This window comes from Microbacterium sp. Leaf203 (assembly GCF_001421275.1).
Lineage (GTDB): Bacteria > Actinomycetota > Actinomycetes > Actinomycetales > Microbacteriaceae > Microbacterium > Microbacterium testaceum_A.
Genome location: NZ_LMKF01000031.1, coordinates 289,543 through 312,574 on the forward strand (window position 1 = coordinate 289,543; position 23,032 = coordinate 312,574).

Sequence of the window (23,032 nt, forward strand, 5' to 3'; positions counted from 1 at the left end):
GGACGCACGGGAATCGAGGCGGCGCTGCGCCAGGGCAGCTCGGGCGAGGGAGTCGTCGTGGTGGCCACGGTCCGAACCTATCGCGGGCCACCGACGTTGCCGTACGGTTTCGCCCGGCCTTGACAGCGGGGCCGGATCAGTCGACGCGGAACAGTCGCATCGAGGCGCCGGCGAGGGAGACGACGTCTCCGGGCGCGAAGCGCTCCTCGTCATCGGACGGCGTCTCGTCGGCGCTCGACCAGAGCGAGACGTAGACCGCGTCCTCGAGATCGGGCAGGACGATCTCGGTGGCGTCCTCGGTGCCGTGGATCACGAGGAGGACGCGGTTCGGGTCCTCTTCTTCGGGCGTCGAGGTCGCGAGGTACTGCAGGGTCCGGTGCGCCGGGTCGTTCCAGCGCTCGCTCGACATCGTCTCGCCGTTCTCGTCGAACCACTCCATGACCGAGGCCGAGGGGATCACCTCGCCGAGCCGGGCGAAGCGCTGGGGCCGCAGCGCGGGATTGTCGCGGCGCAGCCGCAGGAGGCGCTGCGTGTGCGCGAACAGGTGCTCCTGCCACGGGGCGAGGTCCCACGACAGCCAGGTGAGCGCGGAATCGTGGCAGTAGGCGTTGTTGTTGCCGCGCTGCGTGCGTCCCATCTCGTCGCCGGCGGTGATCATCGGCACCCCCGCCGACAACAGCAGCGTGCCCATGAGGTTGCGCATGGCCTTGCGGCGGGTGGCGAGCACGCGTTCGTCGGTGGTGCGACCTTCGGCGCCGTGGTTGAACGAGCGGTTGGTGTCGGCGCCGTCGCGGTTCTGCTCGCCGTTGCCGAGGTTGTGCTTGACGTCGTACGAGACGAGGTCGCGCAGGGTGAACCCGTCGTGCGCGGTGACGAAGTTGACGCTCGCGAGGGGCCCGCGGTCTTCGGAGAAGGTGTTCGAAGATCCCGCCAGACGCGTGGCGAAGCCGCCGATCCCGACCGGGGCGGTGGCCGCGCGCCGGGCGTAGTCGATGTCGCTCAGCCAGAAATTGCGCACCCGATCGCGGTAGCGGTCGTTCCACTCCAGCCAGCCCTCGCCGAAGTTGCCGGTCTGCCAGCCGCCCATGCCGACGTCCCAGGGTTCGGCGATCAGCTTGGTGCCCGACAACGCGGCATCCTCTCGGATGGCCGTGAGGAGCGGGTGATCGGGCGTGAAGGAGTGGTTCTCGTCGCGGCCGAGGGTGACGGCGAGATCGAAGCGGAAGCCGTCGATCTGCACCTCGTCGCTCCAGTACCGCAACGAGTCGAGGATGAGTCGTGCCGCGGCATCCGTCGAGGTGTTCACCGCGTTGCCGCAGCCGGTCTCGTCGATGTACGCGCCCTCGGCGGTCTGGCGGTAGTAGGCCTTGTTGTCGATGCCGCGCAGGCTCGTGCGCGGCCCCCCGATGCCTTCTTCGGCGGTGTGGTTGTAGACGACGTCGAGCAGCACCTCGAGGCCGGCCTCGTGCAGGAGCTTCACCATTCCCTTGAACTCGCGCAAAACGGCCTCGGGACCCTCGGCGCGGCTGGCGGCCGTGGCATACGGCGCGTGCGGGGTGAAGAAGTTGAGCGAGTTGTAGCCCCAGTAGTTCGACAGGCCCAGCTGCAGCAGGCGAGGCTCGGTGGCGAAGGCGTGGACCGGAAGCAGCTCGACGCTGGTGACGCCGAGGGAGAGCAGATGATCGATCATCGCGGGGTGCGCCAGTCCCGCGTACGTGCCGTGCAGAGCGGGCGGAATGAAGGGATGCCGCTTGGTGAGGCCCTTGACATGTCCCTCGTAGATGACCGTGCGGTCCATCGGCACGCGGGGCTTGGTGGAGGTGCCCCAGTCGAAAGAGCCGTCGACGACCACGGAGCGCCAGTCGCCGTAGCTGCCCGAGACGAGCCCCCGCGAGTACGGCTCGATCAGGAGCGACTGCGGGTTGAACGTGTGTCCGGGGCCGTGCGGCCCTCCGACGCGGATCGCGTATCGCGCGCCGGGTCGCAGCAGGGGAGTGGTGGCCTCGAACACGCCCCCGCCCACGGGGGTCATGGTGATGGTCTCGGTCGCCCAGTCGAGGTCGACGTCGTCGAAGACGAGCACTTGCATCGCGTCGGCGGAACCCGACCAGACGCGCAGGGTGCCCCCGTCGGGGCCGAGTCGCACGCCCAGATCGTCGAGCGACGAGCGGAGCAGGGCGGGGCGGGCGGGCAGGACAGTCTCGGGTCGGACCATGCGTCTTAGGGTAGTGAAAGGCGCTGGAGATACCGGGAGGGCGAGGATGCGGGTATACCTCGATCACGCGGCGACCACCCCGTTGCGCCCGGAGGCGCGAGAGGCGTGGCTCGCCGCCCACGACGTGCTCGGCAACCCGTCGTCGATCCACGGCGCCGGTCAGGACGCGCGTCGCCTGCTCGAGGACGCTCGCGAGGCTCTCGCGACCGTGCTCGGGTGCCAGCCGATCGAGGTCGTCTTCACGTCCGGCGGCACCGAGGCGGCCAATCTCGCGCTGAAGGGCCTGTGGTGGTCGCGCTCCGCCGACACCGACGCGATCGTGCTCCCCGACGGCGAGCACCACGCCACGCTCGATGCGGTGGGGTGGCTGTCCTCGACGCAGGATGCACATGTGCGCCCGGTACCCCTCGATCCGCTCGGCCGCATCGACGCGGAGGCGTTCTCTGCGGCTCTTCCGGGAGCCGCCCTCGCGACGGCGCTCGTCGCGAGCAACGAGGTCGGAACGATCCAGGATGCCGCCGACCTCGCGCGGCGCGCGCTCGACGCCGGGGTGCCCCTGCACCTCGACGCCGTGTCGGCGCTCGGCCAGATCCCGGTGTCGTTCTCGGCGTGGCGGGGCTCGGGGAGCGCGCCCTCGGGCCTGGTGGCGATGTCGGTCTCGGCGCACAAGGTCGGCGGTCCCGTCGGCGTTGGCGCCGCGGTCGTCTCGCGACACGCCCGGCTCACACCCCTCGTCCACGGCGGCGGCCAGCAGCGGAGTCTGCGCGCCGGGACGCAGGACGTCGCGGGCGCCTCCGCCTTCGCGGCGGCCCTCACGGCGGCCGAGGCCGAGCGCCACGGCGAGGCGGAGCGGCTCGCCGCACTCCGCGATCGCCTGGTGACCGGCATCCTCTCGTCCATCCCTTCCGCCCGGCTGCTCGGGCACCGGACCGAGCGTCTGCCCGGCAACGCGCACGTGCTGTTCCCGGATGCCGCGGGCGAGACGCTCCTGTTCCTGCTCGACATGGAGCAGATCGCCGTGTCGACGGGGTCGGCGTGCCAGGCCGGCGTGGCGGAGCCGTCGCACGTGGTGCTCGCTCTCGGGCTCGACGATCGCGCGGCGCGATCGGTGCTGAGATTCACCCTCGGACACACCTCCACGGACGCCGACGTCGACGCCGTTCTCACCCGCCTCCCCGACGCGTACGCCCGGGCCGTGGCATCCGGCGCCCGTTCAGACCGACGTTCGTAGACTGGGACGATGCGAGTTCTTGCGGCGATGAGCGGTGGAGTCGACTCCGCGGTGGCTGCGGCCCGCGCGGTCGAGGCGGGTCACGACGTGGTCGGCGTGCACCTGGCGCTCTCGCGCGCCGGGGGAACGCTCCGCGCCGGCAGCCGCGGCTGCTGCACGATCGAAGACGCGATGGACGCCCGCCGTGCCGCCGACAAGCTCGGCATGCCCTTCTACGTCTGGGACTTCTCGGAGCGCTTCCGCGACGACGTGATCGACGACTTCGTCGCGGAGTACCGCGCCGGGCGCACGCCCAACCCCTGCATGCGCTGCAACGAGAAGATCAAGTTCGCGGCCCTCCTCGAGCGGGCCCTCGAACTCGGCTTCGACGCCGTCTGCACCGGCCACTACGCCACTCTCGTCGACACGCCCGGGGGGCGCGAGCTGCACCGCGCCTCCGACAACGCCAAGGACCAGTCGTACGTGCTGGGTGTGCTCACCGCCGAGCAGCTCGCGCACACCTACTTCCCGCTCGGGTCCACCCCGTCGAAGGCGCTCGTGCGCGCCGAGGCGGAGGAGCGCGGGTTGTCCGTGGCGCAGAAGCCCGACAGCCACGACATCTGCTTCATCCCCGACGGTGACACGCGCGGCTGGCTCGCCGACAAGGTGGGTGCCGAGCGCGGCGAGATCCTCGACCGTACGGGAGCCGTGGTCGGCACGCACGAGGGGGCGCACGCCTTCACCGTCGGGCAGCGCCGCGGCTTGCAGCTCGGGGTTCCCGCGGCCGACGGCAAGCCCCGCTTCGTGCTCGAAGTGCGTCCCATCACCAACTCCGTGGTCGTCGGGCCCAAAGAGGCGCTCGCGTGCTCCGAGATCGCGGGGGAGCGCTACACCTGGGCCGGACGCGCACCCGAGGGCGAGCGCTTCGACTGCGACGTGCAGATCCGCGCGCACGCGGACCCCGTGCCCGCCGTCGCCGAGTTCGTCGACGGCGTGCTGACGGTGCGTCCCGAGACGCCTTTCGACGGGGTCGCCCCCGGGCAGACCGCTGTGCTCTACGACGGCACGCGCGTGCTCGGACAGTTCACGATCGACCGGACGGTGTCGGCGGTCCCGGTCGAGGCCTGAGGCCCGTCACACTCCGCCGTCGCCGTTCGACTCCTCTGATGGACGCGATCTTCGCGTCCCTTACCGCGAGGAGTCCCCGATGACCCGTATCGACCTGTCCCGCACCAACCGCGGCGGTTACGCCGCCGTCCTCGCGCTCGAGGGGTATGCGCGCACCCACGTCGACAAGACCCTCTACGAGTTGCTCAAACTGCGGGCGTCGATCCTCAACGGGTGCGGGTTCTGCGTCGACATGCACGCCACCGCGGCGGCCGCGCACGGCGTCCCCGCGCGGACGCTCCACGCCGTCGCGGCCTGGCACCACGCCGGCGACCTCCTCGACGACCGGCAACGCGCGGTACTCGCCCTCACCGATGCCGTGACCCTCGTCGGGCCGGAGAGCGTGACCGACGAGGTGTGGGAGCGCGCGGCCGCGTTCTTCTCGGAGAAGGAGCTCGGCTCCCTCGTGGTCGCCATCGCGACGATCAACGTGTGGAACCGCATCGCCCTGGCGACCGGGATGACCCCTCCGGTCGATGCCGCCCACCCCGTCGCATGAGCGTCGCCCGTCCTGCCGGTAGCCTCGGCGAGGTGACGATGGCCAGCCTCGCGTGGAGCACGGAGCGGGACCGACTCGTGGGGATCGCCTATCGGATGCTCGGAGACTTCGGTGCCGCGGAGGACGTCGTCTCGGACGTCGCCCTCGACGCACTGCGGGCGGAGGGCGACGGCGATGAGGTGCGCTCGTGGGCGGCCTGGCTGACGACGGTCTGCGTCAGACGATCCATCGACCAGTTGCGTCGAGTGCAGGCCGCTCGCGAGGATTATCCGGGACCGTGGTTGCCGGAGCCGGTCGCCACCGAGCGTCTGCCCGACGACGTGGTGGCGGACCGCGAGATGCTGTCGCTGGCGGTCCTGCACCTCGCGGAGCAGCTGGAACCCGCGGCTCGTGCGTCGGTGGTGTTGCATCGGGCGTTCGGGATGACGTCCGTCGAGATCGCGGAAATCCTCGATCGCTCACCCGCGTCGGTGCGCCAGCTGATCTCGCGTGGAGAGAGGAGGCTTCAGCTGCGCGCCGAGCCGTCGTCGTCAGGCGCCGACCGCGGGGCTGTCCGCGCTCTCGTCGCCGCGATCGAGACCGGAGACGTCGCGGGCGTGGCGGGCATCCTCACCGATGACGCGATCCTCTGGGCGGACGGAGGCGGGCGGGTCAAGAGCGCGCTCAACCCCATCTTCGGCGCCGAGAGGATCGTCCGCTTCTTCGCCGGAATTCTCGAGAAGGCGGCCGCAGCCGGAGCCGTGATTTCGGCGCGGGAGGTGGACGTCAATGGCGAGATCGGGCTCTCGCTCTCGGTGGGCGCCGTCACGGACGTCATCTCGCTGGAGATGAGGGGTGGGCTCGTCGCCGGCGTCCGACGGATATCGAACCCCGACAAGCTCTGGAGGGCGTGGTGAGCGGCGACCCGCCCGCGGCCGATGTCGGAACCCCTCCCTAAGCTGGATGCGTGACCGAGCACGATCAGCTTCCCGACCTCACCCTCGACGAGGCGCGCGCCGAGGCCGCGGACCTCACCCAGCGGATCGTCGGTGCGCGCGACGCGTACTACGGCCGAGACGCCGAGGTCGTCGACGACGCGACGTACGACGGATGGATGCACCGGCTCGAGGCCCTCGAGCGTCTGCACCCCGAACTCCAGGGGCAGGACAGCCCGACCCTCTCGGTGGGAGCCGCCGAGGCCACCGACCTCGCGACGATCGAGCACGCCGAGCGCATGCTCAGTCTCGACAACGTCTTCTCGCCCGAAGAGCTGCGCGATTGGGCCGTCAAGACCGAGGCCGCCGCGGGGCGCGCGGTGCACTGGCTCAGCGAGCTCAAGATCGACGGACTGGCCATCAGCCTGCGCTACGAGAACGGCGTGCTCACCTCCGCCGCGACCCGCGGCGACGGTCGGGTCGGAGAAATCGTCACCGAGAACGCCCTGCGTCTCGCCGACATCCCGCACGAGCTCGCGGGAGAGGGGCACCCGCCGATCGTGGAGGTGCGCGGAGAGGTCTTCATCCCCGTCGCGAAATTCGAGAACCTCAACCGACTTCAGGGCGAGTTCCGCGAGCGGGCGCTGGCTGAGGCTCGAGAGCGGGCCGCCGGCCGACGTGGGGGCCGCGCCTTCGACGAAGAGAAGGCCGAGGTCGCGGCGGCTCGACGCTTCCCCGCGTTCGCGAATCCCCGCAACGCGGCCAGCGGCGGACTGCGTCAGCAGATCGAGAAGAAGACGGGCCTCGAACTCGAGGCCGGTCTCGCGCGCATCGACTCCCTCAAGCTCTACGTGCACGGCATCGGTGCGTGGCAGAACCCTCCCGTGGCCGCACAGAGTGAGATCTACGACCTGCTGGCGTCGTGGGGACTGCCCACCTCGCCGTACAGCCGCGTCGAGTCGACGATCGACGGCGTCCTGGCCTTCGTCGCGCATCACGGCGAGCATCGTCACGACGTGGAGCACGAGATCGACGGCGTCGTCGTCAAGGTCGACGAACTCGCCCTGCACGACGAGCTCGGTGCCACGAGTAGAGCGCCGCGATGGGCGATCGCGTACAAGTACCCTCCCGAGCAGGTGAACACGAAGCTGCTCGACATCGTGGTGTCCGTCGGCCGCACCGGACGGGCCACCCCCTTCGCGGTCATGGAACCCGCGAAGGTCGCCGGCAGCGTCGTGCGCCAGGCCACTTTGCACAACCAGGACGTCGTCAAGGTCAAGGGAGTGCTGATCGGCGACACGGTCGTGCTGCGCAAGGCCGGCGACGTCATCCCCGAGGTCCTCGGTCCGGTGGTCGAGTTGCGCGACGGCAGCGAACGCGCGTTCGTCATGCCGGCGGACTGCCCCGAGTGCGGGACACCGCTGCGCCCCGCGAAAGAGGGCGACGTCGACCTGCGGTGCCCGAACGCGCGCTCGTGTCCCGCCCAGGTGCGCGGTCGTGTGGAGCACATCGGGTCCCGCGGAGCGCTCGACGTCGAAGCCCTGGGAGAAGTCACCGCCGCCGCCCTCACCCAGCCCGAGGTGCCCGACCGGCCGCCGCTCGACACCGAGGCGGGGCTCTTCGACCTGACGGTCGACCAGCTCGTGCCGATCGAGGTCGTCGTGCGCGACTCCGAGACGGGGGAGCGCAAGGTCGATCCCGATACCGGCGAGCTCGTGCGACGACTGCCGTTCCAGAAGCTGTCGCCGGCGTCGTACCCGCCGGGCACCGAGGACCTCGACCCGGCCGAGCGCCGCCGCCGCGGCATCCGCAAGGACTATCGGCAGGTCCTGCCGTCCGAGCAGGCGACCAAGCTCATCGCCGAGCTCGACAAGGCCAAGACCAAAGACCTCTGGCGGCTGCTCGTTTCGCTGAACATCCGGCACGTCGGTCCGGTCGCGGCCCGCGCCCTCGCCCAGTGGTTCGGCTCCCTCGACGCCATTCGGGCGGCCTCGCGCGAAGAACTCGCGGCCGTCGAGGGCGTCGGCGGCATCATCGCCGACGCCGTCATCGACTGGTTCGACGTGGAGTGGCACCGCGAGATCGTCGACCGCTGGGCAGCCGCGGGCGTGCGCTTCACGATCCCCGGCCATCCCGGACCCGGGGCGGCGGCCGCTGCGGGCGGGGTCCTCGCGGGCCTCACGGTGGTGGCGACCGGATCACTCGAGGGCTACACCCGCGAGGGCGCGCAAGAAGCCATCCTCTCGGCCGGCGGCAAGGCGGCATCGAGCGTGTCGAAGAAGACGGACTTCGTGGCGGCGGGCCCGGGGGCCGGATCCAAGCTCGCGAAGGCCGAGGAGCTCGGACTGAGAATCCTGGATGCCGCGCAGTTCCGCATCCTCGTCGAGCAGGGCCCCGCGGCACTCGACGCGGCGACGGGCGACACCTCAGCCGACGCCGACATCGACGCCGCCGCGGAAGAGACCGCCGCCGACGACTGATCGAACAACGGAAGGGCGGGGGCCGAGGCCCCCGCCCTTCCGTTCGTTCTCGGTATCTGTCAGCCTGCGCAGACCGTGGCGGCCTCCGTGAAGCTCGCCTGCAGAGTGCTCACCTGGCCGCTCAGGCCGCTGGCCTTCGACGGGTCGGCGACGACGGTCTCGAGGAACGCGGCGTAGTCGTTGAGAGCGCCGCTGGCCTTCTTGGCCGCGGGCGCGACCTCCGCGTTGGTGATCGAGTCGAACTGCGTGCCGACGTCGGACGCGAGCTTCTTGAACGCCGCCAACGTCGCCTGCGGGTCGGAGCTGTCGACCGTGCTGCCCGCACCGCTGACCTCCTGGAACTGCGTCCGGACGATGTCGCAGGCGTCGGCCTTCGACTGATCCCCGGCGGGTGCGGCGGGCGACGCGGGCGCGGTGGTCTCCTGCGTCGTGGTGGTGCCGCTGTCGGTCATGCTGTCGTCGCTCGACTCCGCGGTGTTGCTGGCACCGCCGGAGCAGCCGGCGAGAAGAAGCAGCGCGGAGGCTGCGACGAGAGCGAACGGAGTGCGCTTGATGATCATGTGATTCCCCCCAAAGGTCACACCCGGGCACGACGCGGCCCGGAATGCCCCCACGCTACCGAGCGCACGCGTGCACCGACCAATTCGGCCCCGGGTCTTGCGCGCCGAGGTCTGCGTGTAGCAGGGCGGTGGCGTCAGTCGGCGAGCAGGCGATCGCGCACCTGACGTCGGAGCACCTTGCCGATGAGCGAGCGGGGCAGTTCATCGACGACGACGATCTGCTTCGGAACCTTGTAGGGCGTCAGGATGCCGCGCGCGAAGGCCCGCACGGCTTCGGCGTCGAATTCGCCGGGGGTCGAGGGCACGACCGCGGCGACGACCTCTTCGCCCGAGTGCTCGCTCGGAAGGCCGACCACGGCGACATCGGCGATCGAGGGGTGTTGGCGCAGGACGTTCTCGACCTCGGTGGGGGCGACGTTGAAGCCTCCCGTGATGATGAGCTCTTTGATGCGGTCGACGATCCGCACGAAACCGCCGTCGTCGATCGTCACGATGTCACCGGTGCGGAACCACCCGTCGACGAAGACCGCGTCGGTCTCTTCGGGCTTCCCGTAGTAGCCGGAGAAGACCTGCGGGCCGCGGACGAGGAGTTCACCGCGCTCGACGTCGGTGCGCGGGTCGTCGGGGTCGACGACCCGGCACTCGGTGCCGGGGAGGGGGAGGCCGACGGTCCCCGCGACGCGGTTGTCGGCGACGGGGTTGGCCATCAGCACGGGGGAGCACTCGCTCAGGCCGTAGCCCTCGACGAGATAGCCTCCGGTGGCTTCCTCGAACGGCACGACGAGATCGTGCGGGAGGGCCATCGCGCCCGAGATCGCGACGTCGGTACCGGTCAGCGAAACGCCCTTCTCGGTCGCCGCGGCGAGCAGCCGCTCGGCGATCGGGGGGACGAGGGGGAGGAAGGTCGCGGGGTGCTTCTTCGTCACGGCGAGCACGAGGTCGGGATCGAACTTGGGGAAGAGGACGAGACGCGCGCCCATCGACATCGCGAAGGTCACGCACAGGGTCAGCCCGTACGCGTGGAACATCGGCAGCACGGCGTAGACGACGCACCCCTCGCCGCGGACGATCTGCGGCACCCAGGCGCGGGCCTGAGCGGCGTTGGCGAGCAGGTTCGCGTGCGTGAGCATCGCCCCCTTGGGGGTGCCGGTCGTCCCGCTCGTGTACTGGATGATCGCCAGGTCGGTCGACCCCGGTCGCGGGTGCGACGAGGGGAGGGGCGCGTGACGCACCAGGTCGGCCCAGTCGGCGGCATCCTGGGTCTTCGTCGTCAGAGCCGCGCGGGCCTCTCGCGCCTTCGCGAGGGGCAGGCGGAGGGCGAGTCGGGTCCGCAGGGGCATGGCGGTGGTCACATCGACCGAGATGAGCGTGTCGACCGTCAGGTCGGCCGGGAACTCCTGGACCGTGGCGACGACTTTGCTCCACACGATCGCGTGCTTCGCACCGTGATCCTCGAACTGCTTGCGCAGCTCCCGCGGGGTGTAGAGGGGATTGTGCTCGACCACGACGGCGCCCAGGCGCAGGACCGCGTAGAACGCCACGATGTGCTGCGGGCAGTTGGGCAGCACGATCGCGACCGGGTCTCCCGCTTTCACCCCGCGCTCGGCGAGGGCTCCCGCCACGCGGGCGATGTCGGCGGCCATCTCGGCGTACGTCGTCTCGCGGCCGAAGAACTGCAGGGCGGGGGCGTCGGGGTAGTCGCGCACCGAGGCGTCGACGATGTCGACGAGCGAGCCGCTCTGGGGGTCCAGGTCTTCGGGGACACCCGGGGCGTAGCTCGAGGTCCAGGGCCGCGGGGGATCGAAGCTCGTCACCCCGTCAGCCTAGAGGTGGTGCTCGGCGGGGACAGGACCGCGCGCGAACTAGACTTGCGGGGTGTCTGAAATCACTCCTGATCTCGTGCGCCATCTCGGTGTGCTCGCCCGGATCCAGTTGAGCGACGAGGAGGTCCAAAGCCTCACCGGCCAGCTGGATGCCATCGTCGACAACATCGCGAAGGTGTCCGAGGTGGCGACCCCCGAGGTCGTCGCCACGAGCCACCCGATCCCGCTCGAGAACGTCTTCCGCCCCGACGTCGTGCAGCAGCAGCTCACGCGCGAGCAGGTGCTGCAGAACGCGCCCGACCAGGCCGACGGCCGATTCCGCGTGACCGCGATCCTGGGAGAAGAGCAGTGATGCGCACCGTGCCGACCGATTTCCGGGGAGTCTCCACCTCCGACGCGACGAAGGAGCAGGGACGATGACCGATCTGACCCGCCTCACCGCCGCCGACCTGGCCTCCGCGCTCTCGAGCAAAGAGGTGTCGAGCGTCGAGGCCACGCAGGCCCACCTCGACCGCATCGCGGCCGTCGACGGCGACGTGCACGCGTTCCTGCACGTGAGCGACCACGCCCTCGAGGTCGCGGCCGACATCGACCGCCGCCGCGCGGCGGGCGAGCAGCTGCACGAACTCGCCGGCGTTCCGCTCGCGGTCAAGGACGTGCTCGTCACCACCGACATGCCCTCCACGAGCGGATCGAAGATCCTCGAGGGCTACATGTCGCCCTACGACGCCACGGTCGTCGCGCGCTCGCGCGCCGCGGGCCTGGTGCCGCTCGGCAAGACCAACATGGACGAGTTCGCGATGGGCTCCTCCACCGAGTTCTCGGCGTACGGCCCCACCCGCAACCCGTGGGACCTCGACCGCATCCCCGGCGGCTCGGGAGGCGGGTCGGCTGCGGCCGTCGCGGCCTTTGAGGCGCCGCTGGCCCTCGGCTCCGACACGGGCGGCTCGATTCGTCAGCCCGCGCACGTCACCGGCACGGTCGGCGTCAAGCCCACCTACGGTGGAGTGAGCCGTTACGGCGCGATCGCCCTGGCATCCAGCCTCGATCAGGTCGGCCCGGTCACCCGCACCGTGCTCGACGCGGGTTTGCTCCACGACGTCATCGGCGGACACGACGCGAACGACTCGACCTCGCTGTCCGACGCGTGGCCCTCCTTCGCTGCCGCGGCTCGCGAGGGTGCAACCGGCGAGGTCCTGAAGGGCCTCAAGATCGGCGTCATCCGCGAGCTCGACGACCGCGGCTTCCAGAAGGGCGTGTCGGACTCGTTCCGCGCGTCGCTGGCGGCCATGGAGGCGCAGGGCGCCGAGATCGTCGAGATCAGCGCCCCGCACTTCGAGTACGGCGTCGCCGCGTACTACCTGATCCTCCCCGCCGAGGCCTCGAGCAACCTTGCGAAGTTCGACTCGGTGCGCTTCGGCATGCGCGTGAACCCGCAGGGCGCCGCCACCGTCGAGAACGTCATGGCCGCCACGCGCGACGCGGGCTTCGGCCCCGAGGTCAAGCGCCGCATCATCCTCGGCACCTACGCCCTCTCGGCCGGATACTACGACGCCTACTACGGCAGCGCGCAGAAGGTCCGCACGCTCATCCAGCACGATTTCGACGCCGCGTTCTCGCAGGTCGACGTCATTGCGACGCCGTCCGCGCCGACCACGGCCTTCCGCCTCGGCGAGAAGATCGACGACCCGCTGCAGATGTATCTCAACGACGTCACCACGATCCCCGCGAACCTCGCGGGCGTGCCCGGCATCTCGGTGCCGAGCGGTCTCGCCGCAGAGGACGGCCTGCCCGTCGGCATCCAATTCCTCGCCCCCGCTCGCGAGGACGCCCGCCTCTACCGTGTCGGTGCGGCCCTCGAAGCGCTGCTCGTCGACCAGTGGGGTGCCCCGCTGCTCGACAAGGCCCCCTCTCTCACGAACGGAGCGTCGCTCTGATGGCGAAAGATGCCCTGATGGACTTCGACGAGGCGCTCGAGATGTTCGAGCCCGTCCTCGGTTTCGAGGTGCACGTCGAGCTCAACACCGCGACCAAGATGTTCTCGGCCGCGCCCAACCCCGCCAACGAGGCCCACCACGGTGCCGAGCCGAACACGCTCGTCGCCCCGGTCGACATGGGCCTTCCGGGCGCTCTGCCGGTGGTGAACGCCGAGGCCATCCGGTCGTCGATCAGCCTGGGCCTCGCCCTCGGTTGCTCGATCGCCCCGTCCAGCCGTTTCGCGCGGAAGAACTACTTCTACCCCGACCTCGGCAAGAACTACCAGATCTCGCAGTACGACGAGCCGATCGCCTTCGAGGGCTCGGTCGAGGTCGAGCTCGAGGACGGCACCATCGTGACCGTGCCGATCGAGCGCGCGCACATGGAAGAAGACGCCGGCAAGCTCACCCACATGGGCGGGGCGACCGGTCGCATCCAGGGTGCGGAGTACTCGCTGGTCGACTACAACCGCGCCGGCGTCCCGCTCGTCGAGATCGTCACGAAGCCGATCTTCGGTGCCGAGCACTCGGCGCCTGCACTGGCGAAGGCCTACGTCGCGACGATCCGCGACATCGTGCGCGGCCTCGGAATCTCGGAGGCCAAGCTCGAGCGCGGAAACCTCCGCTGCGACGCCAACGTCTCGCTGCGCCCGCGCGGCCAGGAGAAGCTCGGCACCCGCACCGAGACCAAGAACGTCAACTCGATGCGTTCGGTCGAGCGTGCGGTGCGCTACGAGATCCAGCGTCAGGCCGCGATCCTCGCCAAGGGCGGGACCATCACGCAAGAGACCCGTCACTGGCACGAGGACACCGGTCGCACGTCTCCGGGGCGCCCGAAGTCGGATGCCGACGACTACCGTTACTTCCCCGAGCCCGACCTGCTGCCGGTGGTGCCCGCGCCCGAGCTGATCGAGGAGCTGCGCGCCGCGCTCCCCGAGCCGCCCGCGGCCCGTCGTCGTCGGCTCAAGGGCGAGTGGGGCTTCACCGATCTCGAGTTCCAGGACGTCGCCAACGGCGGCCTGCTCGACGCGGTGGCCGACACGATCGCCGCGGGAGCCGCTCCCGCCTCGGCCCGTAAGTGGTGGACGGGTGAGATCACCCGCGTCGCGAACGCGCAGGAGCGCGACGCGGCCGACCTCGTCTCTCCCGAGAACGTCGCCGCTCTGCAGAAGCTGATCGACGCCGGCACCCTCACCGACAAGCTCGCGCGCCAGGTGCTCGAGGGCGTCATCGCCGGAGAGGGCACCCCGCAAGAGGTCGTCGACGCCCGCGGTCTCGCCGTGGTCTCGGACGACGGGGCGCTCATCGCCGCGATCGACGAGGCCCTCCTCGCCCAGCCCGACGTGCTCGCCAAGATCCGCGACGGCAAGGTGCAGGCCGCCGGCGCCGTCATCGGCGCGGTCATGAAGGCGATGAAGGGCCAGGCCGACGCCGCGCGCGTGCGCGAACTCGTGCTGGAGCGCGCCGCCGCTCTGTAATCGACACCGGATGCCACGGCACCGCGCCCCGCGAGGGGTGCGGCCGTGGCATCCGTCGTTCCCGGCCCGGGACGTGTGCACAGCCTCGGCGGTTGACGCGAGATTCGCGAGACGACGGTCGAGGATGCGCGGATCGCTGACCTCGCGCGGGCGCCGAGGACCGATGTCGGAGGTCCGGGGGAGAATGGATGCCATGGGACGAGGTGACGGAACGGGGCGCATCGTCTCGCGCCCCGACGCCGATGACACGGGCACGGGCATCCTGCACGTCGACATGGACGCCTTCTTCGCCTCGGTGGCCGTGCTCGACGATCCCTCTCTCGCGGGCAAGCCGCTCATCATCGGCGGGTCCGAGGGGCGCGGCGTCGTCTCGAGCGCTTCGTACGAGGCCCGCCGCTACGGCGTGAAGTCGGCGATGCCGGTCGCGATCGCCCTGCGGATGTGCCCGACCGCGATCGTCGTCAACCCGCCGTACCACCGCTACACCGAGATGTCGCGACAGGTTATGGCGATCTTCCATGACGTCACCCCGCTGGTCGAACCCCTCTCGATCGACGAGGCGTTCCTCGACGTCCGCGGTGCGCGGCGGCTGTGGGGGAGTCCCGGCACGATCGCCCGCGACCTGAGGGCCCGGGTGAAGGCCGAGACCGGGCTGACCTGCAGCATCGGGGTCGCCGCGACCAAGCACGTCGCGAAGATGGCCTCCACGATCTCCAAGCCCGACGGGCTGCTCGTGGTGGCCGAGGCCGACACCGAGGCGTTCCTTCGCCCGCGTTCGGTTCGCGCGCTGTGGGGAGTGGGTCCCAAGGCCGCCGAGGCGCTCGAGTCTCGCGGCATCCGGCTCATCTCCGACATCCTCGACACCCCGCGGCCTGCGCTCGAGCGGGTGCTCGGTCCCGCGATGGGCGAGCGCATCTGGCATCTGTCGCGCGGCATCGACGCCCGCGAGGTGCACACGGGGCGCTCCGAGAAGAGCGTCGGTCATGAAGAGACGTTCCACACCGACATCTCCGACACCCGCACGCTGCACGTCGAGCTCCGCCGCCTCGCCGATCGCGTGGGAGCGCGCCTGCGCGCGCAGCGGTACGAGGCGTCGACGATCTCGATCAAGGTGCGCTTCTCCGACTTCACCACGCTCAGCCGTTCGCGCACGCTGCCCGAACCGACCTCGGTCGGCCAGCGCATCGGCGACGCGGCCATCGAGCTGTTCGACGGGATCGATCGACGCCAGGCCGTTCGCCTGGTCGGCGTGCGGGGCGAGAAGCTCAAGCCGGCGGCGATCGCGGCCACCCTGTGGGATGACGACGCCGAATGGCGCCGCGTCGAGGGAGCGCTCGACGACGCCACCACTCGCTTCGGCCGAGGGGCCGTCACCCGTGGATCGCTGCTCGGGCCGTCGCGCGGTGGGGGAGCCCTGCCCACGAACCCACGGCCGTCGTACGACCACTGACACGCCGGTCCCGGTCGCGCAACGCCCCTCGATGGTCCGAGGCCGGGCCGCTACGGTGGAGCCATGCCCAACATCGCTTTGGAACTCGGCAAGCAGGCCACCAGCTTCGGCGTCACCTCCGCCTACGGGGAGCAGCAGGACGTGAACGGCGTCAAGATGATCCCCGTCGCCCTCACCTGGGCCGGGTACGGCGGCGGCTCCGACGAGCAGGGCAACGGTGGCGGCGGGGGCGGTGGCTACACGCTGCCCCTCGGCGCCTACATCCGCCGTGGTGACGATCTGCGGTTCGACCCGAACCTCGTCGCGTTGCTCGCCGTCGGCATCCCGTTCGTGTGGGTGGCCGGTCGCGCCCTCAGCCGTGTCATCCGCGCCCTCAAGAAGTAACGCGGACCCGGTCGCCGACGCCCTCACTGCGGCTGTTGCCGCGGTGTCGGCGCGCGTCGTCGCGGTCGGCGCCGCGAACCCCGTCGTCGCCCTCGACGGGCGTAGTGGCGCGGGGAAGAGCTCCTTCGCTCGACGCCTGGTCGCGGCATGGCCGGGCCACGGATGCGTGCAACTCGTCGCCCTCGACGACGTCTACCCCGGCTGGGACGGCCTCGCCGACGGCGTCGACTACGCCCGGCGGGTCATCCTCTCACCGCACGCGCGGGGGCTGATCGGCGTCTGGGAGCGGTGGGACTGGGAAGCGAGCGCGCGAGCCGAGGCATACGCCGTCGACCCCTCGCTGCCGCTGGTGGTCGAAGGATCGGGACTTCTCACCCCTGAGGTCGCGCGACTCGCCGACGTGTCGGTGTGGGTCGAGGCTCCGTTGGCGTCCCGCAAGGCGCGCGCCCTCGACCGCGACGGCGACACCTACCGTCCGCATTGGGACCGCTGGGCCGCGCAGGAGGACCGGCATCTCGAGGCGCACCATCCGGAACGGCTGGCCGATCTGGTCGTCTCCGTCCCGTAAGGTACGTCGACGACGCCGCTCACGCGCGATCGAGAGTTGCGACGAGACCGTCGAGGCGATAGCCGATCCAGTCGTACACGCCGTAGCGCGGGTCTTCGGGATCGTGATCGTCGTCGTTCTGGATGCCGAGACGGGTCGCCATGACCAGTCGCAGCGCCGAGAGCGTGCGCATCCACGCCAGGGCCTCGGTTTCGCCGAGGGCGACGGCGATCGTCGCGTCGGGATCGCTCTCGGGGTCGAGGTCTGCGCCGTCCAGGCCGAGGGTGTGCAGAACCGTGGCGACGTCCTGCGATCGACGCTCGAGGAGGTCCCCGCCGGTCAGACGCCGGAACTCCCGACTGGCAGCTGCGTCGTCGGGGTAGGCATCCGGAAGCAGGCGTTCCACCGCGGGGTCCTCGCCCGCGCGGGGGTCCGCCAGCAGATCGCGGAACTGTCCCACGATGCCGGCCAGATGCAGGGCCTCGAGCCCGCTGATCTCGAGCACGACGACGCGCTCGCTCACGCGGGATCCTTCCTGACGGTGGCCCAGAGGCCGAAGTCGTGCATCGCCTGCACGTGGGCTTCCATGACTTCGCGTGGCCCTCGGGCCACCACGGCGTGGCCGTCGTGGTGCACGGCGAGCATCAGCCGGTTCGCGGTCGCGGCGTCGTAGCCGAAGTAGGTGCGGAAGATGTGGGTGACGTAGCTCATGAGGTTCACGGGGTCGTTCCACACCACGGTCTGCCACGACGCCGGCGGAGCCGCCGTCAGATCGGTCTCGAGGTCGACGTCGAGATCGAGGTCGGGACTCGCCACGCCCGCCATCACGCCCACCCCAGCTCGTGGAGGCGTTCGTCGTCGATGCCGTAGAAGTGAGCGATCTCGTGGACGAGCGTCGTGTGGATCTCGTCACGCAGTTCGGTCTCGTCGTGGCAGGCGGCGAGGTGCGGCTCCCGGTACACGATGATGCGATCGGGGAGCTCGCCGACGCCGTAGCGCTCTCGTTCCGTCAACGCCCAGCCGTCGTACAGCCCGAGGAGATCCAGGGACCCGTCCTCGGGGCGGTCCTCGACGACGAAGACGATGTTGTCGAGACCGTCCACCATGTCGTCGGGGAGCTGATCCAGCTCGTCGACGACCAGTTCTTCGAACGCAGACGCATCCATCTCGAGGGCCGGGCGCGCGTCGACGCGGTCGTTCACGGCGGGCCTCCCGGGGGTCTCGAGCCGTCCATCGGATGCCGACAGATCACGCCGACGTTCCGTGTCGATTCTACGGCGCGGGGGAGCGCCGGTCGCGAATGACGAAGGCCCGGCGAGCGATGCTCGACCGGGCCTTCTTCGTTGGGGTGGCTAACGGGACTTGAACCCGCGACCCCCGCGACCACAACGCGGTGCTCTACCGACTGAGCTATAGCCACCATGTGTCTGCCGCAGCAGACAACTGAACGATTATGTCATACGTCCAGCGTGAACGACGACACGGCCGAGGCCGAGACGGCCTTCGCCTCGTCGCTCGTCGGGCCCGGCTGGGGCACGAACACCGCGGCGCGGTAGTAGGCGAGCTCGCGGATCGATTCGCGGATGTCGGCGAGCGCGCGGTGTCCGCCGTTCTTCGCCGGGGCCTGGAAGTAGGCGCGTGGATACCAGCGACGCGAGAGCTCCTTGATGCTCGACACGTCGACGTTGCGGTAGTGGAGCCAGCGGTCGACGCGCGGCATGTACTTCGCCAGGAACATGCGGTCGGTGCCGATCGTGTTGCCGGCGAGAGGAGCCTTGCCCTCGACGGGCGCGAACCGCTGGATGTATTCGAGGGTCTGGAACTCGGCATCCGCAAGGCTCACCCCGTTCGGGATCTCGTCGAGCAGACCCGAGGAGCGGTGCATCTCGGTGACGAACTCGCCCATGTTGGCGAGGGCCGAGGCGTCGGGCTTGATCACGATCTGGAAACCGGGGTCGAGCACGTTGAGCTCGAAATCGGTGATGACGACGGCGATCTCGACGAGCTCGTCGACGGCCAGGTCGAGCCCGGTCATCTCGCAGTCGATCCAGACGAGCCGGTCGTTCTCGGAGGCGTTTACCATCCCCACATCCTAGTGAGGGGTGCCGATACCGGCTCTGGTCCCCCAGACACGATTCGAACGTGTGACCGGCGGATTAGAAGGCCGCTGCTCTATCCACTGAGCTACTGGGGGTCGATCTCAGGATATCGCCCGAGGCGTTCCCGCCGCGCCAGCCCCTGGCACATCTGCCGCGGCGGCTGTACATTCCGGCGAAAGAGAGCAAAGGAGCACTCATGTCCGAGACTGCGACGCGACGCATCTGGGTGGCCTACGGTCCGAACGGCGTCGTCGGGAAGATCCAGAAAGACAGCGACGGCTACCGCGTTCACATGGCCGGCAAGGACGAGCCCCTGGGCGTGTACCCCTCCATGGAAATCGCGAAGAACGCCGTGCACTCGCACCTCAAGCCCGGCAGCGAGCGGCCCGAGTTCCGCGAGCACTGAACGGTGGGGCGGCTCCCGGTGCGCGGGAGCCGCCCCACCGCGGTGACTCAGGCGGATGCCATCGTCCGCGCGGGCGCCGCGGGCTTCGGAGTGGCCAGCAGTGGCAGGGCGAGGTGGACCAACGGCCCGATCCCGAGCGCGAAGACGACGGTCCCGATGCCGACGGTGCCGCCGAGCAGCCACCCGAGGACGAGCACCGACCCCTCGACGCCGAGGCGGCACGCCCAGATCGGCCAGCCGAAGCGCGCGTGCATTCCGGTCATGAGGCCGTCGCGCGGGCCGGGACCGAAGTGTGCTCCGATGTAGAGCCCGGACGCCACGGCCACCAGCACCACGCCGGCGACGAGCATGAGGGCTTGCAGCCAGAAGGTGTCGGGGTGGGGGAGCAGCCCGAGCGAGAGCTGGAGGCTCGTGCCGACGAGCAGGATGTTCGCCACGGTTCCCACCCCCGGCTTCTGACGCAGGGGGATCCAGAGCAGCAGCACGCCGAGGCCGACGATGTTCGTGATCCAGCCGATGCCGATCCCCGTCACTCGCGAGAGGCCCTGCGCGAAGACCGTCCACGGGTCGACTCCCAGGCCGGCCGCGACGGTGACGGCGCAGCCGAAGCCGTAGAGCACGAGTCCGAAGAAGAGGCGCAGGATCCGAGAAGACATGTGGTGATCCAATCACGGGATTGGCTTTGGGGCACGATGCCAATTCGACTACGGTGGCCGCATGGACTCGCGCGTATCGGCCCGTACCCTCGCTGCTTCTCTTGGTGGCTGGCGGGGAAACGGCCCCGCCTATGAGGCACTCGCCGACGGCGTCCGCCTTCTCTGCTTGGACAATCGCCTCGCTCCGGCCACGGCCCTCCCCGCCGAGCGTGAGCTGGCGGCGATTCTGGGAGTGAGTCGCACCACCGTCGCCGCCGCCTACCAGAGCCTGCGCGACACCGGACACATCGAGAGCCTGCGCGGGAGCGGGAGCGTCACCCTGCCCCTGCGTCGGACCGACCCGGGCCGGCACGAACCGGACGCCGAGACGATCGATCTGCAGCAGGCGAGCCCCGCGGCCTGGCCCGGGCTTCCGGGGATCATGGCGGAGGTCATCCAGGACGCTCCGGCACTCGTCGCGCGGATCGGATACGACGTCGTCGGCGATGTGGGCCTGCGTACCGCGATCGCCGAGCACTACCGCGCGAGAGGTCTCGCCACCTCCGCCGACCAGATCCTCGTGACGACGGGGGCGCAGAGTGCGATCCACCTGATCGCCTCGGTGCTCCTGCACCGCGCCGACCGGGTCATGATCGAAACCCCCACCTACCCTCACGCGGCGGATGCGTTCCGTCGGGTCGGGGCACGCCTGGTGGGCGTGCCGGTCGACTCCACCCACGGATGGGACCTCGAGCGCGCGGAGCAGACGTTCGCGAGGGCGCTGCCCTCGCTGGCGTACCTGATGCCCGACTTCCACAACCCGACGGGACGCACCATGACCGCGGACGAGACGGATGCCTTCGTCGTGGGCGCGCGCTCGGTCGGGACTCTCCTGGTCCTCGATGAGACCACCGCACAGCTCGACATCGATCGGCGATCGCAGTCGGCGGCATTTCCCGAGGATGAGCGCGTGATCCGCGTCGGCTCCCTCGGCAAGACGGTGTGGGGTGGACTGCGCGTCGGGTGGGTGCGCGCAGCGCCCGACATCGTGCGGCGCCTAGCCAGCGGTCGACCCGTGCACGATCTGGGGACTCCCGAGCTCGAGCAGGCCATCGCGGCGCGCCTCATCCCGCGACTCGACGAGATCGCCGCGCAGCGCGGCACCCTGCTGCGTGCGGGTCGCGACAGCCTGGTCGAGGAGCTGAGGCGACTGTTTCCGGAGTGGGACGTGCCCGAGGTGCACGGCGGTGTGTCGCTCTGGGTGGGGATCGGCGAGCCGCTGAGCACGCCGTTGGTGATGTCGGCGCGGGCACGAGGGCTCGCCCTCTCCGCCGGATCGCGATTCGCCGTGGAGGGCGGCCACGACCGTCGTCTGCGCGTGCCGTTCACCGCGTCGCCGTCGACGCTGCGGCGGGCGGTCGGCATTCTGCGCTCAGCGTGGGACGACGTGCGCGGCGGAAGCGCGATCCCTTCTCGAACGGACTTCACCACCGTCGTCTGAGCACAGCCCGACCGCACCGGGAGACCGGATGCCGAGCGCCGCACGGTTCTACCGGAGGTACCGCAAACACTCGACGGCGTCGGCGGACGACCAGAACTCGCCGAGGCGACGGAAGCTGCCGGAGGCGGAGTGGAACCGCTCGGCGGCGTAACGCCACCCCCCGTCGGCGGAGATCGCACGGATATGACCGACCACGATGCCGCGCGGATCGGCGATGCGCCACAGGCCCGCGGCGACGTGCGTCGCCGCTCCCCACCCGGCCGGACGCGGTGCCGGAGCGAGGTCGTTCCACAGTGCGGTGCTCATGGGATGACGGTAGAACCAACCTCCGACATCGACGCCGGTCGTCCCCGGGGTCCGTCCTCCCCAGGCGCCTGATCGTCCGAACCATCCACGGAACGGCCGGATCGACCCGCGGCGTACGCGTCGATCCGGTCATTCTGAGCGTGGCTCCGGCATCCGTCGGGCACACGGATGCCGGAGCGCACACCACGTCGAGAGGAACAACGGATATGAGCGATCACATCACCCTGGTGGGCAACATCGTCGGCGAGCTGGAGCAACGCGCCACGCGCGGAGGCGGGCCGATCGCGGCCTTCCGGATCGCCGTCGGCGAGCGCAGACTCGATCGCGAGCGCGGGGAGTGGGTGGACGGGCACACGAACTACTACAACGTCTCGGCGTTCGGAGACCTCGGGGCTCACGCGCTGCACTCCCTGCGGAAGGGGCAGCGGGTCGTCCTGACCGGCCGTCTGCGGCTGCGCGAGTGGGAGAACGACGTCAAACGCGGGGTGAGCGCCGACGTCGTCGCCGACGCCATCGGCCACGACCTGCGGTGGGGCACCACGCGGTTCGAGAAGGCGGCGCGGTCGTCGGGCGCCCCGAGCGTCGCGGCCTCAGAGGCGGCGGGGCAGGAGGCGGACGAGCAATGGGCGATCCCCGGGGCGTCGGAGGGGCTCGCCGGTGATGTCGAGATGGTCGGCGCGAGCGCCGGGGGCAGCGGGGGATCGTCGCCGGACGCGGACGAGGCCGGTCCGTTCTGAGTCGGGGTTCCACGGCGGCGCGGGGGACGGTCGCGGCGCGGGCGATCGCGTCGTCCGGAGCGGGGTGGGGCGGAGGGGTCCGTAGACTCGGACGCGTGTCCCGCCTCCTCGGTCGTCCCCTCGCCGCCCTGACCATCGTCGCGGTGCTGGGCCTCGCCGGGTGCACCGGCGAGTCGCCCGCTCCCGGCCCCGTCGATTCCGCCACGCCGTCGGTGTCGGCCTCACCGTCGTCCACGTCCACGCCGACAACGCCGGCCGCTCCCGCGCTCGTACCCGGGGGGACCGCCGCGCAGAACCTGCCGTTCTTCACCCAGGTCGTCTCGGGGGTCTGGTCGGGCCCCGACCAGGTGGCCGGTCGCGCCTACATCGACGCTCTCGTGGCCGCGGGCTTCGACAAGGCCGCGATGCAGGTGACGCCCGACCGGACCACGGTCGACAACCCCGCCGAGAGCATCGAGTTCTCCGTCCGCATCGGCGATCAGTGCCTGGTGGGTCAGGTCGGCCCCTCGATCGGCAACCCCGTCACCGCGGTGCTGCCCGGCCTGTCGTCCGGCGGGTGCCTGATCGGGCAGACGCGCGCCATCGACTGGTGACCCGAGGCCGTCTCACGTCGGCGAGATGGCGCATCGCCCCTAGACTGGACGG

Annotated in this window: 24 protein-coding genes and 2 tRNA genes; 15 read left to right on the forward strand and 11 right to left on the reverse strand. The window is 70.5% G+C overall.

All coding sequences use genetic code 11. From position 1 onward, the window contains the following. Positions 1 to 136 precede the first annotated feature (136 nt). On the reverse strand, positions 137 to 2,215 hold the full coding sequence (gene glgX / locus ASE56_RS14090) for a glycogen debranching protein GlgX (protein WP_056230941.1): 2,079 nt from the start codon (positions 2,213 to 2,215) through the stop codon (positions 137 to 139). Between the two features lie 46 nt (positions 2,216 to 2,261). Here glgX and ASE56_RS14095 point away from each other — a divergent pair, with 46 nt between their 5' ends. The 5 genes from ASE56_RS14095 to ligA all read left to right on the forward strand — a co-directional run bounded on the left by ASE56_RS14095 (position 2,262) and on the right by ligA (position 8,485). Further along, positions 2,262 to 3,446 (forward strand): cysteine desulfurase family protein, encoded by a 1,185-nt coding sequence (locus ASE56_RS14095; protein WP_056230945.1) that lies wholly within the window; start codon positions 2,262 to 2,264, stop codon positions 3,444 to 3,446. Between the two features lie 9 nt (positions 3,447 to 3,455). Next, positions 3,456 to 4,553 carry a tRNA 2-thiouridine(34) synthase MnmA gene (gene mnmA / locus ASE56_RS14100; RefSeq protein ID WP_074695086.1) on the forward strand — a complete coding sequence of 366 codons (1,098 nt, stop codon included), beginning with the start codon at positions 3,456 to 3,458 and terminating at the stop codon, positions 4,551 to 4,553. 79 nt (positions 4,554 to 4,632) lie between these two features. After that, positions 4,633 to 5,091 carry a carboxymuconolactone decarboxylase family protein gene (locus ASE56_RS14105; RefSeq protein ID WP_056230947.1) on the forward strand — a complete coding sequence of 153 codons (459 nt, stop codon included), beginning with the start codon at positions 4,633 to 4,635 and terminating at the stop codon, positions 5,089 to 5,091. 38 nt (positions 5,092 to 5,129) lie between these two features. Next, positions 5,130 to 5,987 carry a sigma-70 family RNA polymerase sigma factor gene (locus ASE56_RS14110; protein WP_056232315.1) on the forward strand — a complete coding sequence of 286 codons (858 nt, stop codon included), beginning with the start codon at positions 5,130 to 5,132 and terminating at the stop codon, positions 5,985 to 5,987. Between the two features lie 50 nt (positions 5,988 to 6,037). Beyond that, on the forward strand, positions 6,038 to 8,485 hold the full coding sequence (gene ligA / locus ASE56_RS14115) for an NAD-dependent DNA ligase LigA (RefSeq protein ID WP_056230949.1): 2,448 nt from the start codon (positions 6,038 to 6,040) through the stop codon (positions 8,483 to 8,485). A 59-nt stretch (positions 8,486 to 8,544) separates the two neighbouring features. Here ligA and ASE56_RS14120 read toward each other — a convergent pair whose 3' ends face one another. Together ASE56_RS14120 and ASE56_RS14125 are read right to left on the reverse strand one after the other, a co-directional pair. Continuing rightward, positions 8,545 to 9,045, reverse strand: coding sequence for a hypothetical protein (locus ASE56_RS14120; RefSeq protein ID WP_056230950.1), 501 nt, complete (start codon positions 9,043 to 9,045; stop codon positions 8,545 to 8,547). Positions 9,046 to 9,179: 134 nt separating this feature from the next. Further along, positions 9,180 to 10,859, reverse strand: coding sequence for a long-chain-fatty-acid--CoA ligase (locus ASE56_RS14125; RefSeq protein WP_056230953.1), 1,680 nt, complete (start codon positions 10,857 to 10,859; stop codon positions 9,180 to 9,182). A gap of 61 nt (positions 10,860 to 10,920) precedes the next feature. On the opposite strand from ASE56_RS14125, the gene gatC reads away from it, so the two are divergent. The 6 genes from gatC (at position 10,921) to ASE56_RS14155 (ending at position 16,724) form a co-directional block, all read left to right on the forward strand. After that, a complete protein-coding gene (gene gatC / locus ASE56_RS14130) occupies positions 10,921 to 11,220 on the forward strand; it encodes an Asp-tRNA(Asn)/Glu-tRNA(Gln) amidotransferase subunit GatC (protein WP_056230955.1) in 300 nt (99 codons plus the stop codon). A gap of 64 nt (positions 11,221 to 11,284) precedes the next feature. Further along, a complete protein-coding gene (gene gatA, locus ASE56_RS14135) occupies positions 11,285 to 12,805 on the forward strand; it encodes an Asp-tRNA(Asn)/Glu-tRNA(Gln) amidotransferase subunit GatA (RefSeq protein WP_056230957.1) in 1,521 nt (506 codons plus the stop codon). Next, positions 12,805 to 14,322, forward strand: a complete 1,518-nt coding sequence (gatB, locus tag ASE56_RS14140; RefSeq protein WP_056230960.1) for an Asp-tRNA(Asn)/Glu-tRNA(Gln) amidotransferase subunit GatB — start codon at positions 12,805 to 12,807, stop codon at positions 14,320 to 14,322. Before gatA ends, gatB begins: the two co-directional genes overlap by 1 nt. Before the next feature lie 193 nt (positions 14,323 to 14,515). After that, positions 14,516 to 15,772, forward strand: a complete 1,257-nt coding sequence (locus ASE56_RS14145; RefSeq protein ID WP_056230962.1) for a DNA polymerase IV — start codon at positions 14,516 to 14,518, stop codon at positions 15,770 to 15,772. Between the two features lie 63 nt (positions 15,773 to 15,835). Next, on the forward strand, positions 15,836 to 16,156 hold the full coding sequence (locus tag ASE56_RS14150) for a hypothetical protein (protein ID WP_056230965.1): 321 nt from the start codon (positions 15,836 to 15,838) through the stop codon (positions 16,154 to 16,156). Continuing rightward, positions 16,131 to 16,724: an aminobenzoate synthetase gene (locus ASE56_RS14155; RefSeq protein WP_056230967.1), complete on the forward strand. Its 594-nt coding sequence runs from the start codon at positions 16,131 to 16,133 to the stop codon at positions 16,722 to 16,724. Before ASE56_RS14150 ends, ASE56_RS14155 begins: the two co-directional genes overlap by 26 nt. Before the next feature lie 19 nt (positions 16,725 to 16,743). Here the strand turns inward: ASE56_RS14155 and ASE56_RS14160 are convergent, their stop codons facing one another. The 6 genes from ASE56_RS14160 to ASE56_RS14185 all read right to left on the reverse strand — a co-directional run bounded on the left by ASE56_RS14160 (position 16,744) and on the right by ASE56_RS14185 (position 18,897). Further along, on the reverse strand, positions 16,744 to 17,226 hold the full coding sequence (locus ASE56_RS14160) for a DUF2017 family protein (RefSeq protein ID WP_056230969.1): 483 nt from the start codon (positions 17,224 to 17,226) through the stop codon (positions 16,744 to 16,746). Then, positions 17,223 to 17,528 carry an ATP-dependent Clp protease adapter ClpS gene (clpS, locus tag ASE56_RS14165; RefSeq protein WP_143017876.1) on the reverse strand — a complete coding sequence of 102 codons (306 nt, stop codon included), beginning with the start codon at positions 17,526 to 17,528 and terminating at the stop codon, positions 17,223 to 17,225. The genes ASE56_RS14160 and clpS overlap by 4 nt, the downstream gene beginning before the upstream one ends. After that, the gene (locus ASE56_RS14170; protein WP_056232320.1) at positions 17,528 to 17,869 is read right to left on the reverse strand and encodes a metallopeptidase family protein; all 342 of its coding nucleotides are present in this window, start codon (positions 17,867 to 17,869) and stop codon (positions 17,528 to 17,530) included. The genes clpS and ASE56_RS14170 overlap by 1 nt, the downstream gene beginning before the upstream one ends. A 178-nt stretch (positions 17,870 to 18,047) precedes the next feature. Further along, a tRNA-His gene (locus ASE56_RS14175) sits at positions 18,048 to 18,123 on the reverse strand. A 36-nt stretch (positions 18,124 to 18,159) separates the two neighbouring features. Next, positions 18,160 to 18,786, reverse strand: a complete 627-nt coding sequence (gene orn, locus ASE56_RS14180; protein WP_056230973.1) for an oligoribonuclease — start codon at positions 18,784 to 18,786, stop codon at positions 18,160 to 18,162. A gap of 35 nt (positions 18,787 to 18,821) precedes the next feature. Further along, positions 18,822 to 18,897 (reverse strand) — tRNA-Arg (locus ASE56_RS14185). 101 nt (positions 18,898 to 18,998) lie between these two features. Between ASE56_RS14185 and ASE56_RS14190 the strand changes: the two genes are divergently transcribed. Continuing rightward, the gene (locus ASE56_RS14190; RefSeq protein ID WP_056230976.1) at positions 18,999 to 19,208 is read left to right on the forward strand and encodes a hypothetical protein; all 210 of its coding nucleotides are present in this window, start codon (positions 18,999 to 19,001) and stop codon (positions 19,206 to 19,208) included. Between the two features lie 47 nt (positions 19,209 to 19,255). On the opposite strand, the gene ASE56_RS14195 is transcribed toward ASE56_RS14190, so the two are convergent. Then, positions 19,256 to 19,864, reverse strand: a complete 609-nt coding sequence (locus tag ASE56_RS14195) for a YitT family protein (protein ID WP_056230978.1) — start codon at positions 19,862 to 19,864, stop codon at positions 19,256 to 19,258. Between the two features lie 61 nt (positions 19,865 to 19,925). On the opposite strand from ASE56_RS14195, the gene ASE56_RS14200 reads away from it, so the two are divergent. Continuing rightward, the gene (locus tag ASE56_RS14200) at positions 19,926 to 21,344 is read left to right on the forward strand and encodes a PLP-dependent aminotransferase family protein (RefSeq protein WP_056230981.1); all 1,419 of its coding nucleotides are present in this window, start codon (positions 19,926 to 19,928) and stop codon (positions 21,342 to 21,344) included. Positions 21,345 to 21,392: 48 nt separating this feature from the next. Here the strand turns inward: ASE56_RS14200 and ASE56_RS14205 are convergent, their stop codons facing one another. Next, complete coding sequence (locus ASE56_RS14205) at positions 21,393 to 21,650, reverse strand: hypothetical protein (protein ID WP_056230983.1); 258 nt, start codon at positions 21,648 to 21,650, stop codon at positions 21,393 to 21,395. Positions 21,651 to 21,856: 206 nt separating this feature from the next. Between ASE56_RS14205 and ASE56_RS14210 the strand changes: the two genes are divergently transcribed. Together ASE56_RS14210 and ASE56_RS17330 are read left to right on the forward strand one after the other, a co-directional pair. Then, on the forward strand, positions 21,857 to 22,387 hold the full coding sequence (locus tag ASE56_RS14210) for a single-stranded DNA-binding protein (protein ID WP_056230986.1): 531 nt from the start codon (positions 21,857 to 21,859) through the stop codon (positions 22,385 to 22,387). Between the two features lie 95 nt (positions 22,388 to 22,482). After that, positions 22,483 to 22,980: a hypothetical protein gene (locus ASE56_RS17330; RefSeq protein WP_056230988.1), complete on the forward strand. Its 498-nt coding sequence runs from the start codon at positions 22,483 to 22,485 to the stop codon at positions 22,978 to 22,980. Positions 22,981 to 23,032: the final 52 nt, after the last annotated feature.

Coding starts and splice junctions, on each gene's coding strand:
- glgX (WP_056230941.1), bottom strand. CDS start 2,215: ATGGTCCGACCCGAGACTGTCCTGCCCGCCCGCCCCGCCCTGCTCCGC.
- ASE56_RS14095 (WP_056230945.1), top strand. CDS start 2,262: ATGCGGGTATACCTCGATCACGCGGCGACCACCCCGTTGCGCCCGGAG.
- mnmA (WP_074695086.1), top strand. CDS start 3,456: ATGCGAGTTCTTGCGGCGATGAGCGGTGGAGTCGACTCCGCGGTGGCT.
- ASE56_RS14105 (WP_056230947.1), top strand. CDS start 4,633: ATGACCCGTATCGACCTGTCCCGCACCAACCGCGGCGGTTACGCCGCC.
- ASE56_RS14110 (WP_056232315.1), top strand. CDS start 5,130: ATGGCCAGCCTCGCGTGGAGCACGGAGCGGGACCGACTCGTGGGGATC.
- ASE56_RS14120 (WP_056230950.1), bottom strand. CDS start 9,045: ATGATCATCAAGCGCACTCCGTTCGCTCTCGTCGCAGCCTCCGCGCTG.
- gatA (WP_056230957.1), top strand. CDS start 11,285: ATGACCGATCTGACCCGCCTCACCGCCGCCGACCTGGCCTCCGCGCTC.
- gatB (WP_056230960.1), top strand. CDS start 12,805: ATGGCGAAAGATGCCCTGATGGACTTCGACGAGGCGCTCGAGATGTTC.
- ASE56_RS14145 (WP_056230962.1), top strand. CDS start 14,516: ATGGGACGAGGTGACGGAACGGGGCGCATCGTCTCGCGCCCCGACGCC.
- ASE56_RS14150 (WP_056230965.1), top strand. CDS start 15,836: ATGCCCAACATCGCTTTGGAACTCGGCAAGCAGGCCACCAGCTTCGGC.
- clpS (WP_143017876.1), bottom strand. CDS start 17,528: ATGGCGGGCGTGGCGAGTCCCGACCTCGATCTCGACGTCGACCTCGAG.
- ASE56_RS14170 (WP_056232320.1), bottom strand. CDS start 17,869: ATGGATGCGTCTGCGTTCGAAGAACTGGTCGTCGACGAGCTGGATCAG.
- orn (WP_056230973.1), bottom strand. CDS start 18,786: ATGGTAAACGCCTCCGAGAACGACCGGCTCGTCTGGATCGACTGCGAG.
- ASE56_RS14190 (WP_056230976.1), top strand. CDS start 18,999: ATGTCCGAGACTGCGACGCGACGCATCTGGGTGGCCTACGGTCCGAAC.
- ASE56_RS14195 (WP_056230978.1), bottom strand. CDS start 19,864: ATGTCTTCTCGGATCCTGCGCCTCTTCTTCGGACTCGTGCTCTACGGC.
- ASE56_RS14200 (WP_056230981.1), top strand. CDS start 19,926: ATGGACTCGCGCGTATCGGCCCGTACCCTCGCTGCTTCTCTTGGTGGC.
- ASE56_RS14205 (WP_056230983.1), bottom strand. CDS start 21,650: ATGAGCACCGCACTGTGGAACGACCTCGCTCCGGCACCGCGTCCGGCC.
- ASE56_RS14210 (WP_056230986.1), top strand. CDS start 21,857: ATGAGCGATCACATCACCCTGGTGGGCAACATCGTCGGCGAGCTGGAG.